Here is a 14,740-nt window from a genome sequence, read left to right as displayed (position 1 = left end):
GCAATCGTGACGCTGCAGTCTTCGGCCAGCCAACTTGCCTCCTCACAGGATCGGCGGATCAAGAGCGCTGAGGAGCCGCGTCTTGACTGGTGGAGCATTGCAGCAATTGCGCCAGCCATCGTCATACTTGTAGGATTTCTGCTTCTGTTCTTCTACGGCGTCTATCAGTCGTTGACTGACCTCAGGTTCGGTCGCCCCTTGGTCCACTTCATCGGCCTCAACAATTACGCGGCGCTGATTAAGACAGAGGATTTCTGGAATAGCATTCGCGCGACGCTGGTCTACTCTGGATCCGCCGTCCTTGCCGAGGCAGCCTTCGGTCTCGCGCTTGCCAAGCTGTTCGCGACCGAAGTCTTCCTGGCCCGCGTGATGCGGCCGGTCATTCTCCTGCCCCTCGTCCTACCCCCGATGAGCGTAGCGCTCATGTGGACGACCATGATGGACCCACAAAACGGGATCATGAATTATCTGTTGTCGCTTGTCGGGATCGGCCGATTTGCCTGGATCTCAGATCCCGTGACCGCAATGTTCTCCCTGGTCCTGATCGACGTATGGACCTACACGCCCTTCTTCGCACTCATCATCTTCGCCGGCCTTCAGGGCATCAATGAAGAGGTGAGAGAAGCCGCGCGCGTTAACGGTGCGAAGGGCTTGGCGACCTTTCTGCACATCGAGCAGCCTCTGATTGCTCCCTACATTCTGATCGCGGCGGTGTTTCGGCTGATCGAGTCTCTCAACCAGTTCGACATCATCTTCGGGACAACCCAAGGCGGGCCCGGCAACAGCACTTCGGTTCTTTCGGTACGTGCCTACATCACCGCGTTCCAGAATCTCGCTTTTGGGCGTGGCGCCGCACTGATGGTGGTCAATTGGCTGATCGTGCTAGTCGGGACGTTCGCCATGGTCAAGCTCTGGCGCTTTGTTCGCCAGCGCGTCAGCTGAAGAGGCCGCGCATGCGCGTCAATCGTTCGACTCCCGCCAATCTGATCCTCAACCTGCTCGTGGGCGTTTGCGCATTTATCCTAGCTTTTCCGCTTATCTGGATATTGATGATGTCGCTGAAGCAGCAGGCCGAAGTCATGACCTGGCCACCGACCTTTCTGTTCTCGCCGACCCTGGAGAATTTTCGCGTGCTGTTTGATGTCGCCCAGGCGGGGGCGACCAGCTATGGCACCATCAAAGTCGATTTCTTGACGCCGATCACCAACAGCGTCGTCATAGCGCTGGGCTCGGTCATCGTGTCTCTGCTCGTGGGCGTGCCGGCCGGCTACGTGCTGGCGCGGCGCGACATACCTCTCAAAGAGGACATTGCGTTCTTCATTCTTGGATTCCGCTTTGCCCCGGTTCTCCTGGTCGTCATCCCGCTCTTCAGCGTATTCCAGACCATCGGGCTATATGACACCTATCTCGGCATGATCTGGGTCTACCAGGTGGTCACACTGCCGATGATCGTCTGGCTGAGCCGCTCCTACATCGAGGACATCCCCAAGGACATCGAGGAGGCGGCTGCCATGGACGGCGCCAAACCCGTTCGCGTCGTGCTGCACATCGTGCTGCCACTGTTGAAGCCAGGACTGATCGGAGCCTCATTGCTCATCTTCCTGCTCGCCTGGCACAATTTTGCCCTCGGTCTAATGCTGAGCTCGACCAAGGCGCCGGTGACGGTCGCTCTGCTCAAGCTTCTCAATCCGGGCGTGCAGTTCTATCCCGTCATGGCGGCCGGGCTCGTCGTGACGATGATCATTCCCGTCATCCTGATCGTCATTGGCCAGCGTCACCTCGAACGCGGCCTCACCTTCGGTGCCGTAAAATGAACACCCGGCCATTGATGTTCTTCGGAACGACGAATCTCGATCTCTGCTTCAACGTCGAGCGACTGCCGACTCCAGGTGAAAGCCTGATGGGCGGCTTGACCCGTTACCCCGGAGGCAAGGGCGCCAATCAGGCCGTTGCTGCCGCCCGGCTTGGCCTCAAGCCACATTTCTACACGCGTCTCGGCGATGACGATGCCGGCCACTGGCTGTTGCAGTCCCTGATGCAGGCCGGCGTTCGCGCAGATGCCATTCAGATCTCTGCGGGCGAGGTCTCCGGTTCAGCCCTGGTCATGGTCGGCGACGACGGCTCGAACATGATCGTCATAGACCCTGGCACGAATTTGAACGTGACACCCGAGATGATCGAGCGCGCGGCCGAGTTCATCGCGCGCGATGCAATCGTTGTTGCGGAAATGGGGATGCCGATCTCGGCCCTTAATCGGCTCTTCGAGATGAAGGCGGACAAGGGTTTTGAACTCATCTTCAAGCCGGCGCCGGTCAGGCCCGGGCTTTCACCGGCCGCGTGGGCAAGCGTTGACTTCGTCACGCCGAACCAGACGGAAGCCTTTGAGCTCACAGGGATCGAAGTCCTCGACTTCCACACAGCCGCGGGCGCGGCCTTAAAGCTTCTCGATCTCGGTCCAGCTGCCGCCCTAATCACCTTGGGCGCGCAGGGCGCTTACTATGCCGACAAGAAGCAATCTTTTTCTCTGCGCGCCTTCCCGGTGAAGGTCGTGGATACCACGGCCGCAGGGGATGCTTTCAATGGCGCCTTCGCCGCTTCATTGGCTGAGAGCCTGCCCTTGAGGGAAGCCGTACGAAGGGCGCTCGCGGTGGCAGCCCTGTGCGTGACGCGCCGCGGTGCTCAAAGCTCGATGCCGAGCCGCGAGGCGGTTGGCGAATTTCTGCAATCACAAACGATCCTGGAGTTGGAATGACTGAACAGTTCTCAGTTTCGGATAGAACGGTGCTCGTAACCGGAGCCGGTGGAGGCATCGGGTCGGCCATTGTTTCAATGCATTCCGGGCGGGAGGGGCGAATGTCCTTGCCACCGATGCTAATCTCGCAAACCTCAGGGAGACCTTGGCTGGCCTGCCCCATGGCAACGGCGTACTGCCAATGGCGATGGATGTCGCGCGGGAGGACGATGTCGCAAGGGTGCTAGATGAGATTGCCAGACGTTTCGGCCGGCTCGATGTGCTGGTGAATAACGCCGGCATCAAGTCTGCCGAGCCGCTCCTGAACGGCAATTCGGAAAAGATCGAGCGCACGATCCAGATCAACTCAGTCGCTGTCCTGCGCTCCTCCAAACTGGTGGTCGACCGGTTCATGAAGGCGAAAGGTGGCCGTATCGTCAACGTCGGCTCCTCGCTGTCCTCGCAAGGTGCAGTCTTCAACTATCAGGCTGGCGGCGCCGACTACTGCTTGTCCAAGGCGATCGTCCACGATCTCACCAAGCTGCTCGCCTACGAATGCGCGCCGCTCAAGATCAATGTCAACGCAATCGCCCCTGGCATTATCGACACGCCCATGCACGGGCGTCCCCGGGAGGAGACCGAAGCCCGCCATAGTGGCCGGATCCCGCTGGGACGCGTGGGTCTACCGGAGAATATCGCGGGTCTTGCTGTCTTTCTCGCAAGCCCCGCGGCCTCATATATGACCGGGCAGATTCTTCACGTGAACGGCGGGATGCTGATGAATGGCTAATACCGCCCCGGCCCATAACTGGCCGCAAGTCAAAGGTATCATTTCGGATCTCGATGGCGTGGTTTATCGCGGCAACGCGGCGATACCAGATGCTATCCAGACATTTGGAGCTTGGCAGACGGCAGGATTGCCGTTCTGCTTCGTGACTAACAATTCCACCCATACCCCCGAAGATGTCTCCGCAAACTTGCGAGTTTCGGGCTTGTCGTCACGCCGAAAGACGTTGTCACGAGCGCCATCACTGCCGCCGAGCTCATTCGCGCGACATACAAGGATGCAACGCGCGTATTCGTCGTGGGCGCGCCATCGCTGGTGAAGGCCATCACCGAAGCGGGGCTCGATGTGACCGATCGCGAACCCGATGCCGTGGTCATGGGCCTCGATCGCTAGATAACGCATGAGAAGCTGCGGATTGCGGTCGAAGCGATCCTGAACGGTGCCGCATTCGTCGGCACCAACCCCGATCTCCTCCTGCCGACCGCAGGCGGTTTCGAACCTGGAGCAGGAGCAACGATCACAGCTGTAGCTGCTGCCACAGGCGTGAAGCCCTTGATTGTCGGGAAACCTGAGCCGCACATGATCGAGACGGCACTTTCCCGTCTCGGGACGGCGCGCAACGCCACATTGATGATTGGCGACCAGATCCAGACGGATATCCAGGCCGGAAAGCGAGCGAAGCTACCGACGGTGCTGGTCACGACCGGCGTGCCGCCCCGCGAAGACCCATCCCTGGTGCCACCTGATTTTATCGTCTCCAGCCTGGCAGAGATTGAGGTCCCGGCGGCGCTGGTCGAACGGATTCGACAGAGGAGTTCGTGATGGCCGATGTTCGTTTGGAAGGCGTCAACAAGGCCTATGGGACAATCCAGATCCTGCGGAACATTGATCTCACCATCGATCACGGCGAGTTCGTCGTGTTCGTCGGACCTTCGGGATCGGGCAAGTCGACGCTGTTGCGAATGATTGGAGGACTAGAACGAATCAGCGGCGGCCGGCTTCTGATTGACAACGAGCTCGTCAATGATGTCGATGCGGCGGATCGAAACCTCGGGATGGTGTTTCAGAGCTACGCGCTCTATCCGCACATGACTGTGCGCGAGAACCTTGCCTTTCCTCTGCGAATGGCAAAGGTTGCGAAGACCGGGATCGAGACCAGGGTCGCCGAGACTGCGTCGCTGCTACAGATCGATCATCTTCTGGACCGAAAACCCCGACAACTCTCGGGCGGCCAGCGTCAGCGCGTTGCGATTGGCCGCGCAATTGTTCGCGAACCCAAGGTGTTCCTATTCGACGAACCCCTGTCGAACCTTGATACCGAATTGCGGGTGCAGATGCGGGTTCAGATTGCCAAGCTCCACAAGCAGCTTGGGAATACCATGATCTACGTGACACACGACCAGGTGGAAGCCATGACAATGGCCGACAAGATCGTCGTACTCAAGGACGGCAACATCGAGCAGGTGGGAAGCCCGCATGATCTCTATCACAATCCGGCATCCCGGTTTGTGGCCGGATTCATCGGCTCACCCAAGATGAATTTCCTGGGCGGCCACATCGAGGCGGCGCACGAGGCGGGCATGGACGTCAGGCTCGACGCCGGGGCGACAGTCTCCGTCCCCGTGCAGCCGGATCAATTGCTCGTCGGCAAGCCGATCACACTCGGAATTCGCCCCGATGACTTCTCTCCATCTGCGGCGGAGAGGAAAGAGATCGCGATCGAACTCGACGTCGATTTCGTCGAGCATCTTGGCAGCGTCACCTACATCTACGGAAACGCTGGCAAGGAATCGGTGGTCGCAAAGGCGCCAAAGCCGGAGTCACAGAAGAGGTCTGGCAAGGTTCGTCTTGCGGCGTCGCCGGCGGACTGCCACCTGTTCGTGACGAACGGAAAGGCGCTGCGCCGGTTGCACGCGCCCGCAAATTGGAGCTAGTTTTCGCAACCGCCGTGCAGGAGGCGGGCAAGTCATGCACACGCGGACAGACCAGGCAAAGGGCGGCGGCATCAGGCGGTTCTTCCGCAACTCCCGCTCCTTTATGCTTGGGGCTGGAATAGGATCGGGCATGACCGCGCGAGCGGCCGAACGGGCGGGCGCGGATTTCGTTCTCGCCCTTAACGCCGGCCGATTTCGCGCGATGGGGGGCTCTTCGCCAGCCTCAATTCTTCCAATCCGCAATACAAACGAATTCGTGGCGGGCTTCGGCCGGACCGAGATCCTGCCCTCAACGAAATTGCCGGTATTTTTTGGCGCTTGTACCTTCGATCCGCAGCTGGATATCGACCGCTTTCTCGACCGCATCATGCGATGGGGTTTTTCAGGCGTCACCAATTTCCCGTCCGTCATCCACATTGATGACTACAGGAGATCACTGCTTGAAAGTTGCGGGCTCGGCTACGAGCGGGAAATCGAACTCCTGGTCAAAGCCGCAAAACGCGGCCTAATGACCATCGCTTATACTCGCACCCAGTCCGAAGCAAGGCGCATGGTTGAAGCTGGAGCTGAAGCCATCTGTATCAACTTCAATCTCAACCGCGCTGTCGAAAGCGGATGCGACTTGTCGATCAGCCTGTCGGAGCTTGCCGCGCGAACGAGCGCTGTTGCGCGTGTCGCTCAATCCGTCGACGTGAACGCAATTTGCCTGCTTGGTGGCGGGCCAATCACGAAGCCTGACGAACTCCTGGACATCTGCCGAGAAACGGGTGTGCAGGGTTTCATTGGCGGTTCGTCGCTCGACCGCATCCCGCTCGAAATGTCAGTTCTCGAGGTAACCTCGGGCTTTAAGACCATCCACTTATTGCGAGAGAAGGTCGATCTCCTCGAGCGCCAGCTCCAGTTGAGCGGATTCCGGCATGGCGTCATCGCGCAGTCCTCGATCATGAAGCACGTGCTTGAGACTGCAAGGCGCTTGGCAAGTAATCCCAATTCTGTGCTGGTGTGGGGCGAGGCGGGATCGGGAAAGCGAAGGATAGCGAACCTCGTCCATGCCTTTAGCGATCGGAGACACACGAAGGCCGCGCTGTTTCATTGCCGCCGAGGGCCGGCAATCGACACGGTCGGTGCGCTGTTCGGTGCCGAGAGCGCTGAGAATAGGAGGCGCCAACTGTCGCTCCTCGAAGCCGCAAGTGATTCCGCGCTCCTGCTGACGCATGTCGATCAGCTGTCGCGAGATGGGCAAGAGCGTCTCGCGGACTATCTCGAGACGGGTACTTTCACGCCGCTGAACGGCGTATCCGTTGTAAGGTCAAACGCCCGGATCATCGCAACCGCGACAGTGACCCGCGGAGCAAGCTTGGAAAGTGTTCTATGTCCCCGCCTTCTTGCCTTCTTTGCCGGGCTTGACATAGAACAACCCGCTTTGCCAAACCGTCTGGAGGACCTTCCACAGCTCATTCAGCATTTTGCCGTCGAAGCCAAGGGGGATTCGAATGCACAAACGCTGGCAATAGAGAAGTCCGCGTTCTTGGCGTTAGCGGGCCACCATTGGCCCGGAAATTTGAGAGAATTGCGCCAGATCGTCAATCAACTGGTGATGGTGAAAGACGCGCATATAACTGCTGACGTCCTCAAGCCGCTTCTGAACTCGACGTCGCCCGCTCGGCCCAAAGGAGCATTCTCCGAGCGCGAGTGGTTCATCGAAGGCCTAAAACGAAACAGGCTCCACCGTGGCAAGACCGCACAATCTCTTGGGCTTTCAAGGAAGACGCTTTACAACAAGATAAAGAAACTGCGGATCCTAGAATAGCCTACCCTCATTTCTTGCGTCGGGTTTGCTGCGACGTAGTCGCATGCAAAAACGAGAACCTTGGCATCGACGATGCCTGTTGGCCAAGGCTGATCAACCCCATTTCGTCGCAAATCCTACGCGCAAGAGCCTCTTCGGGCAAATACACAATACCTTCGAGATGCGCTCCAAGTCTCGTCTCTGCCATCGTGATCTCAGAATCCTTGGCAGCAACAAACAGGATTTTGAATCCCAGGCTGGCGAACCATTCCATACGTCGAAGTTCGAGCTCCAGTCCGGAGTTAATTGGCATGCCATCCGTAGCCTGCTCAATGATAGATGCAGGTGGGAAATTTGTGACGCCGGAGATTCTCGCCTCTTTCAGCAAGTCGGCAAAATCCTCCCAACAGGCAAAGGGATCGATCATGACCATCGCCGCGTAGGCGCGAATGGACGCTTGCTTGTCGAGGCTGCGCAAATCTCGCAAAAGACAGTCATTCCAGTCGACGACAGGTAAAGTCGCCATTACGAGCATCGAGTCTGCTGGAAAGCTCCGCAGGGACGGCGCGTAGATTTCCAAGGGCGCGCCTCTAGATGCGGCCGTTAAGCGCGTGGCAAGCTTGCAGCTGACTATACCCATTCTTACCCACCCGGAAGTATCGCCGATGTTATACAATGCTTCAGCCCGGTCTAGACCTCCTATTGTTGAGAATGCTCCGGGAGGAAATTCGTGTCTCATTATTTGGCGGACGGCCAAGCGTCGGTCCCGGATGGAGCCTCGCCTGTAAATGTTTCAATCCGTGCGTGTGAAAGCCGGCGTCACCCTTGTCGGTGGTTGGTTGAAGCTGAAGCAAAAATCACCCGCTGGATCCTTTCGCGGCCACTAAGGGGAAATCTCGCGGCCGCCAGTGATGGGAAAGAGGTGTTCCGCTTCACCGCAACCTTCAATGGTCTGGATCACGCGCAAGCGCCAAAGCCCGTGCCGACCCTCGCTCTCCGAATGCGAGAGTGGCGGCGCAAGTCTCCAGCCTGGTCCAGCGTCTCGTCCGGAATCTCTCCGAACTGGGGGGCACCAGGAAAATCTAATTCAATCGGTAATTTGGTCGCGGTGGTCTCCGGCGTCCTATGTCGATGCGTTGGGCGACCAACTATCCGATTTGTCGCCTGCTAACGATAGCCTTCGGCTCCGCTGGCAGACCGGTTCGTCTGCCTTCCTCCCTCAACTTAAGCCGCTGTTGGAGAAATCTGACAGCGGCTTTTTCTTAAAGGACACTAGGCATCTCATTCATTGAAGCGCGAGTGTCGCTAACGAGCGCGCCAATCCTCAAGGGCGGGACCCTTCCACGCTCTCGGCATTGAAGGAACACGCCCGTACCTCCAAAGGCAGTGAGATAGTAAAATTCGATTAGACCGAAGACTTTATGAGTGAGACAAATGAGGTAGAGTCAGTTCGCCTTTGCCCGAGGCAACCGAGGCGTTTAACTTGTTCGCAGCCGCAGCTAGGATCGGCACCGAAACTACGTTCTCGCCCGCTAGGCGCACAGCGCAATTAATATCCTTTGCGGAATTGGCAATTGAGACGGCCAGAACATCGGGTTTTTCGCCCAACAAAAAGGCAGCGAAGGCTTGGAATATTCCGCTGTTAGTGGAACCGCGGCTGACCAGAGAGCGGAGTGTTACAAGATCAATGTCAAGAGCCTTTGCGAATTGGCAGACCTCTGCTGCGACGGCCGCTATGCCCATAGTCATGCTGTTGTAAACAAGCTTGAGCTTATGACCCTGTCCGACTTCTCCGACATGAAGAACGGTCTCACAAAATGCAGCAAGAATGCCTTCCGCCACAGGAAAGAGCGTCTCGTTCGATCCAACGATCGCATTGAGAAGGCCGAACTCAGCTTGTTCGGGGCTACGTGTTACTGGGGCATCTACAAAACCTAGGCCATGTTCTTGAGCCTGCTCCGCCAGTGTAACTGTCGAAGCAGGATAAGATGTCGTGCAGTCAATTATCAAACCGCCACGGGACATATGGACAAAAAGCCCATCCTGCCCAAGGCACACTGCCTCAACCTCGCGGCTTGACGGTAGGGACAACACCACAGCGCTTACATGTTGCGCCAACTCAGCGATCGAAGGATGTTCACGGGCACCGGCTGAAGCAAATCGATTCGCACCGAAACGATTCTTGTTGGCTTTGATATGCAGTTCAATTTGATGACGCATCAGGCTAATACCCATTCCAGTTCCCATTCGCCCGACGCCGACAAGACCTATTCTCTGTTTCGCAGTGCTAGGACCTGCGTTTGGTGATGATGCCTCGCTGAACATGGTTCATGCACTCTAGAAAAAGCCGTGCCTTTGTAAGATAGGCAACAGCTCATGATGGTTGTTAATCGAATAGTCAGGATTTGCCGCCCGCAAGCGCGAGTCCGAAACAAAACCTCCGGTGATCGATATGCTTATGAGTGCGAGATTGCGTGCGATGTCCATTTCGATCGGCATATCGCCGATGATAAACGTCGACGCCGGGTCGAGGCTGTACTTCTGCATGTAGAGGCGAAGCCGCTCTCCTTTGCTCATCGATTTGTATTGAGTGGCGCGGCTTTCAAAGGCGAGAGCTTCGTTGATGTAGTCATGGATTCCAAGTCTTCTCAATTGGGACCGAAGGGGGGCAACGATATGGTTGCTCACGATGACGGACAAAGCTGCTTCTCGGTGCGCTAGCTCCAGCACTCTACGCGCGCCCTCGCGCAGATCGGCGCGATCCGCAAGTGGTTCATAGGTGTTGTGAAAGACAGCGCTGCCATCGCGATCCACGGCCGCAACCTCGTCCTGCGACATTCCGAGATTGCGATAAAGAAGAGATAGCGGGAGGTCGCAATGTTCCCGAAACGTCTCCATATTGATCGGCGCGTAACCAAAGCGGTTCAGAATAGCATTAGTCGTTTGAAGCAGTGCGTGCGCATCATCGAGCAACGTTCCATTCCAATCAAAGACGAGAACGGGTTTCATTAATGACCTCAAGCGTGAACTGATTGCATGCGGGGAAGATCAGCCACCAATTCGCGCAGATTCCTGTCCGCCCGCTCCTGTCCCGCCCGAGTTGGCATCTCGAATGTAAAGGGTGACAGATCGAAGCTCTCCGGTCTCAGGGGCAGCAACGATTCTAGCAGTGGGAAGGGCAGATACGTTATCGAGGCTGCGTTGATGGATGTCGCGATGTTGCTTTCGATGAGTCTCAAAACGTGGGGTTCCATCTTGTGAAAGCGAAGGCTTTGCGTTCGCTGCTCGGACGGCAGTCGTTTCCAAATCTGCCAGAATGCGAGCTCATCGAGTGTGTTGATACCCATGCCGTAGTAGTTCGGAGCCACTATAGGCGGCGAACCGATCGCCCAATGCACGGCTTTGGCTCCGGCGGTAAGGAGCATGCTCGTGACAGCTCGACTGGTATCGCCGCGAATGAGTGCTTCGTCGACAATTACTACGCTGGTTTTAGTCAGGTCAGTTTCCAGTACTCGGTACTTTTGAGAAATGCGGGACTTTCGCTCGTCGGTCGTGCCGATGAGCGTTCGCTGAAGAAACGTCGTGGCGACCACTTCACGACGCTCGGCGAGCAGCCCGTATTCCGCGAGAGATGCGTACAGGCCATCGGCGAACGGACCACCTGTACGCGGCTTGGAGGAAACGAGTGTGCAGGTAGGATCTGCTTCAGCTTGCAGTCGCTGCGCAACAATCCCACCCAAGGCAGCACCGATATTGTACCGGGTTTCGAAATGTGAATGGCCTTCGACCGACGTATTCGGACTTCCTAAATAGAGAGCTTCGTACGCGCAGAGCCTGGCTTTATGTCGCCCGTTGTGCACGGCACGACTAACGCTGCCCCCCGTCGTTCCGTCCACATACGTTATGTGGCCCGGCGAGATCTGCCGCGTCTTACCCTCGAGAGCGGCAAAGGCACAATTTTCAGAGGCGAAGAGCAAGAACCCGTCATCTGTTTGCATGGTCTCCAACGGTCGCAAGCCGCTTCGATTGCGGTAAGCAATGAGATTTCCGTCTCCGTCCAGGAAAAGCGCGCTAATAGCGCCGTCAATACGATCGTCAATCTCTCGAAAAACGGTTTCGTAATTGGCCGCTAGACCGTGGCGCCAGTAGTGTCGTTCACAACAGCGTTCAATACACTTGAGCAAGAGCTCAGCATCTGTGTTGACGGTTGATCGTTGCTCCTGGGCAAGAAAGGCTCCCCTGAGTTCACGAGCATTGACCAAGGCCTCATCCAGAGAAATGGCCAGATGGCGGCTGGTGCCTGCATTGTTATGAATTGACTGAAGGTCGACGCCATCACTGAGTTCGCGGCATCGGCTACGGACTTGAGCGATTGCAACATGAGGCCGAAAACGCCGATCTTGTTCGTTGGGATCAATGCGCACTGAAGCGCTCGATGACTGAAACGCTCTCCCATATCGAATACCTTGTTTGTGCATGAAAGCCGCAACGCCGACCGCCGCCTGGCCACGAAGCGCAAGTTTCGGGATCATGTGCTCGAGTCGATCATAAACATCCGCCTGCGAATTGCTTGAAGGACAAAAAAACGCAGCAGCAACGCCGGACATGCCTTTACCCCTCTTGTCGAAGAACCGATGTCCCGGCTCGCATCATTGGCGAATGCACCACGGCGTGACGACGTGGCTCTGCTCTCTTTAAGCAAGCGCCGTACCACTCCTCAGACGAGCTGGCTCGCGCTGATGCAACAACGAAGGTCGAGATACGCAAACAGTTTGGCGACCCGCGATGAGCTCCGTGTCCGAATCCCGACATTCTGTCTAAGGTGCGACGAGCTCGTCCGAAAAGTGTCAGGCGCCGACCGTTGGTCTGAGACTCTCACGCTCGCGCGTGGGTACGAGGCAGTGTCCTCACATTAGCGAGCATGACCAATGCGAGTCGCGCCAAGCCGGCCGCGGGGCTTTGCTGGCATCCAGCAGAAGGAAGTATTGCCCGGATGAACTACCAACAATAGTGATTGATCAAGAGATGGTTTCTTGGCAATGAACGGTGGGTAACTGCTGCGGATCACGCGCTGATCGCAAGGCAGATGGGAGGAGGTCGGCAATTAAGATCAACCACAATCGACTATCGTCAACGGGCTAGTCGAGGCGGCAAGGCGGGTCGCAGAACGATCACATGGAGGTTGTGGCGTGTTGAGGCTGAACGCTGCCATGCGCTCGTTGATGAAGACAGGAGCTTCGGCAAGTTGGCAGATGGCACGACTCGTGGCGCGCTCACCAGCCCGCATTGCATGGTGGCGTCCTGCCGAGCGACATCGGGGTCCAAAAGTCGATCTGTTTGTTCCCAGCATTATCGCCGTGCCAATACTACTGAAGGTCGGCTGCGGTTGGCTCTGGTCCGCGTCTTGTGCGTGTTCGGCTTCAATTCCGGAGTAGTCGCAACCACGTGTTGTGCATATTGAGAAAGGGCTTGGTGGTTTCGGTGAACTCTCGGCGGTTGGGAAGAGCTTGTTCAACCCGAAGAGCGATATCTCCGAAACAGATCAAGGAACGTCCGGTCACGCGGCTGGGATCACTTCACAAGCGCGACAACTTTGCAGGAGAGCGCCTATGCCGTCGCGCCCGATGTCCTTCCTTTCTAGATCCCGAAAAGCCGGCCACGACTTAGCCACGGTAGCTGTGATTGGGCGCCGGTTCATTGATCTGGCAACCGACGAAATCGTCGTCGAGCCGTCCTCATCAGTGTGCGAAGGAGCGATGGCTGCGGTCAACGCCGAAGCGAACCGCTATGTCGATCTCATTGGGCTTACGTCCCTTCGCAGGGCCGTCGCCGAAAAGCTCTCGGTCGAAACGCGCGTTGGTTGGAGTGCGGAAGAGATCGTAATCACTACGGGCGCGCAGCAAGCGCTGCTCTATGCGGCCGTGACTGTCCTAGCGCCGGGCGACGAGGTTATCATTATTCGCCCCTGGCGGCCGATATTGCTGTCCCAGGTCGTTCTCGCTGGTGCAGCACCAGTGTTCGTTGATGCTCGCTGCCCGAGATATATTCCCGATATCAGTGCAATCCGAGTTGCTGTCACACCGCAGACGAAAGCTATAATAATCAATTCGCCAAATAACCCGACCGGCGCAGTCTACAATCGAACGATACTACAAGATATCGGCGAACTCGCTATCGAACGCCAGATATGGATCATTTCCGATGAGTGCTACTCGGGACTGGTATTCACTGGTTTTCGTCACCACGAGTCGATCGTCATGGCGCACCCCCGGGTACGTTCGCGGACGATCATAGTCAAGTCGTTTTCAAGGGAGTTGATGATAACCGGCTGGCGCTTGGGCTATTTCGCCGCGCCCGCGCAGCTCGTTTCCGCGGTAAGAAAGCTTCAGAGCCATGCAATCGCAACTCCGAATGTAATCGCGCAGCAGGCGATCCTGCACCACCTTCAAGCCAGCGATGGCAGCTTTGAGGAGCAGATCTATCAGCGTCTTGTCGACGCTCGCAACATAGGTCTTCACATCCTTTCTGATCTACGCGATGTAACTCCATCCCGCGCCGATGGTTCGTTCTGTTTTTATCTCAATCTGAGTCGGCTTTTGTCTGCTTTGCGGACTGAAGGCTCAGTGCGATCTGCCGATGACATCGCACGAGTGCTCCTCGAAGAAGCTAATGTAGGATGTGTTCCAGGCGACGCTTTCGGCGACGCGAACGGCCTACGTCTCTCCTTCGGTGCTCCACCGGAGCTATTGGAGATGGGGCTCAAACGCATCGTCGAGGCGCTCAACGGTCTAAGGCGCGGGCAGCCAGGGACCTAACCGCATCAGAAATGAAGGAATTTGAGCTGAGTGTCCGTCGTTCACCTCATCCATTGCCGCTAAGCGGCGGATAGGGCTTTCGATATCTTGTTAACGGCGAGATTGCTCTATTTCAAAATTAAGCCCTAGCGATGCCGCCACTTCTGGCGATCAATCTCCTGATCTGGTCCGTGATAAGGGCATCGCTGTGAGTCTCACTCAAGAGTCGAGCTCAAAACGTCTAACGTGGGCCAGTCATAAACTGCAAAATCGAACTCGATCCGAACCATAAGAGTCCTTACTAGCGGCGGCGGCTTGTTCCAACGGGGAGCGCAGAGGAAGCTCTGGTGCGGCATAAGCCACGCTCGTTCAACATGGATGGCAATGTAGGGTTAAGCGGTCCTCTGGTTTGCTGCGGCCACAGACAGGTGCAGCAGGACAATCGGCGACGACAGGATCTTCGAGTGCGGACGGCAAGTGAGCTTGTTCGCTTACGATCCGTACATGGTCGGTCGCTGGCGGGGGTTAATCGTGAATCAGGTCTGCCGTCAATTTGAACTGTCACTGCCAGCGCGGCCCAGACGTGCTTTCGTTCATCGGCAGGAGGGATGCTGACCAAGGGACGTTGTCGGTCACCGAGGCGCCGCGTTCGTTCTCGATCCGATCGATGGTACTACCGAAGCACCGAAGCGCGCGAACCCGCCA

Annotated in this window: 11 protein-coding genes and 2 pseudogenes; 9 read left to right on the top strand and 4 right to left on the bottom strand. The window is 57.0% G+C overall.

The features are described 5' to 3' along the window. The first annotated feature begins 6 nt into the window (after positions 1-6). From QY049_RS19650 to QY049_RS19610, 8 genes and pseudogenes are all read left to right on the top strand, one after another. The gene (locus tag QY049_RS19650; RefSeq protein ID WP_232995606.1) at positions 7-942 is read left to right on the top strand and encodes a carbohydrate ABC transporter permease; all 936 of its coding nucleotides are present in this window, start codon (positions 7-9) and stop codon (positions 940-942) included. A gap of 107 nt (positions 943-1,049) precedes the next feature. After that, positions 1,050-1,814, top strand: a complete 765-nt coding sequence (locus QY049_RS19645; protein WP_245470880.1) for a carbohydrate ABC transporter permease — start codon at positions 1,050-1,052, stop codon at positions 1,812-1,814. Beyond that, positions 1,811-2,752, top strand: a complete 942-nt coding sequence (locus QY049_RS19640) for a ribokinase (protein ID WP_128929766.1) — start codon at positions 1,811-1,813, stop codon at positions 2,750-2,752. Before QY049_RS19645 ends, QY049_RS19640 begins: the two co-directional genes overlap by 4 nt. A 136-nt stretch (positions 2,753-2,888) precedes the next feature. Beyond that, a pseudogene (locus tag QY049_RS19635) lies at positions 2,889-3,521 on the top strand (SDR family NAD(P)-dependent oxidoreductase); the annotation flags it as partial. Next, positions 3,514-3,800: pseudogene (locus tag QY049_RS39055) on the top strand (phosphotransferase); the annotation flags it as partial. The pseudogenes QY049_RS19635 and QY049_RS39055, both read left to right, overlap by 8 nt. 297 nt (positions 3,801-4,097) lie before the next feature. Next, positions 4,098-4,340 (top strand): HAD hydrolase-like protein, encoded by a 243-nt coding sequence (locus tag QY049_RS19620; RefSeq protein ID WP_232995604.1) that lies wholly within the window; start codon positions 4,098-4,100, stop codon positions 4,338-4,340. Beyond that, a complete protein-coding gene (locus QY049_RS19615) occupies positions 4,337-5,452 on the top strand; it encodes an ABC transporter ATP-binding protein (RefSeq protein ID WP_206733207.1) in 1,116 nt (371 codons plus the stop codon). Before QY049_RS19620 ends, QY049_RS19615 begins: the two co-directional genes overlap by 4 nt. Positions 5,453-5,486: 34 nt before the next feature. Further along, positions 5,487-7,262: a phosphoenolpyruvate hydrolase family protein gene (locus tag QY049_RS19610; RefSeq protein ID WP_188637435.1), complete on the top strand. Its 1,776-nt coding sequence runs from the start codon at positions 5,487-5,489 to the stop codon at positions 7,260-7,262. 7 nt (positions 7,263-7,269) lie between these two features. On the opposite strand, the gene QY049_RS19605 is transcribed toward QY049_RS19610, so the two are convergent. From QY049_RS19605 to QY049_RS19590, 4 genes are all read right to left on the bottom strand, one after another. After that, positions 7,270-7,821, bottom strand: a complete 552-nt coding sequence (locus QY049_RS19605) for a hypothetical protein (protein ID WP_232995603.1) — start codon at positions 7,819-7,821, stop codon at positions 7,270-7,272. An 839-nt stretch (positions 7,822-8,660) separates the two neighbouring features. Continuing rightward, positions 8,661-9,566 carry an NAD(P)-dependent oxidoreductase gene (locus QY049_RS19600; RefSeq protein ID WP_128929762.1) on the bottom strand — a complete coding sequence of 302 codons (906 nt, stop codon included), beginning with the start codon at positions 9,564-9,566 and terminating at the stop codon, positions 8,661-8,663. A gap of 12 nt (positions 9,567-9,578) precedes the next feature. Continuing rightward, a complete protein-coding gene (locus QY049_RS19595; protein WP_128929761.1) occupies positions 9,579-10,250 on the bottom strand; it encodes an HAD family hydrolase in 672 nt (223 codons plus the stop codon). A gap of 8 nt (positions 10,251-10,258) precedes the next feature. Further along, positions 10,259-11,848 carry a hypothetical protein gene (locus QY049_RS19590; protein ID WP_232995602.1) on the bottom strand — a complete coding sequence of 530 codons (1,590 nt, stop codon included), beginning with the start codon at positions 11,846-11,848 and terminating at the stop codon, positions 10,259-10,261. Between the two features lie 1,002 nt (positions 11,849-12,850). Here QY049_RS19590 and QY049_RS19585 point away from each other — a divergent pair. Then, positions 12,851-14,056 carry a pyridoxal phosphate-dependent aminotransferase gene (locus QY049_RS19585; protein WP_237866559.1) on the top strand — a complete coding sequence of 402 codons (1,206 nt, stop codon included), beginning with the start codon at positions 12,851-12,853 and terminating at the stop codon, positions 14,054-14,056. Positions 14,057-14,740 lie beyond the last annotated feature (684 nt).

The sequence above is a fragment of the Bradyrhizobium sp. WYCCWR 13022 genome (assembly GCF_030435535.1).
GTDB lineage: Bacteria > Pseudomonadota > Alphaproteobacteria > Rhizobiales > Xanthobacteraceae > Bradyrhizobium.
Note: the sequence above shows the minus strand (reverse complement) of the source record. Positions and strands in the feature narration are given on the sequence as shown.

What these genes read in the sequence shown, in the direction of transcription:
- QY049_RS19595 (WP_128929761.1), bottom strand. Translation starts at nt 10,250, where the DNA reads ATGAAACCCGTTCTCGTCTTTGATTGGAATGGAACGTTGCTCGATGAT.
- QY049_RS19620 (WP_232995604.1), top strand. Translation starts at nt 4,098, where the DNA reads ATGATCGAGACGGCACTTTCCCGTCTCGGGACGGCGCGCAACGCCACA.
- QY049_RS19590 (WP_232995602.1), bottom strand. Translation starts at nt 11,848, where the DNA reads ATGTCCGGCGTTGCTGCTGCGTTTTTTTGTCCTTCAAGCAATTCGCAG.
- QY049_RS19585 (WP_237866559.1), top strand. Translation starts at nt 12,851, where the DNA reads ATGCCGTCGCGCCCGATGTCCTTCCTTTCTAGATCCCGAAAAGCCGGC.
- QY049_RS19645 (WP_245470880.1), top strand. Translation starts at nt 1,050, where the DNA reads ATGATGTCGCTGAAGCAGCAGGCCGAAGTCATGACCTGGCCACCGACC.
- QY049_RS19600 (WP_128929762.1), bottom strand. Translation starts at nt 9,566, where the DNA reads ATGTTCAGCGAGGCATCATCACCAAACGCAGGTCCTAGCACTGCGAAA.
- QY049_RS19640 (WP_128929766.1), top strand. Translation starts at nt 1,811, where the DNA reads ATGAACACCCGGCCATTGATGTTCTTCGGAACGACGAATCTCGATCTC.
- QY049_RS19610 (WP_188637435.1), top strand. Translation starts at nt 5,487, where the DNA reads ATGCACACGCGGACAGACCAGGCAAAGGGCGGCGGCATCAGGCGGTTC.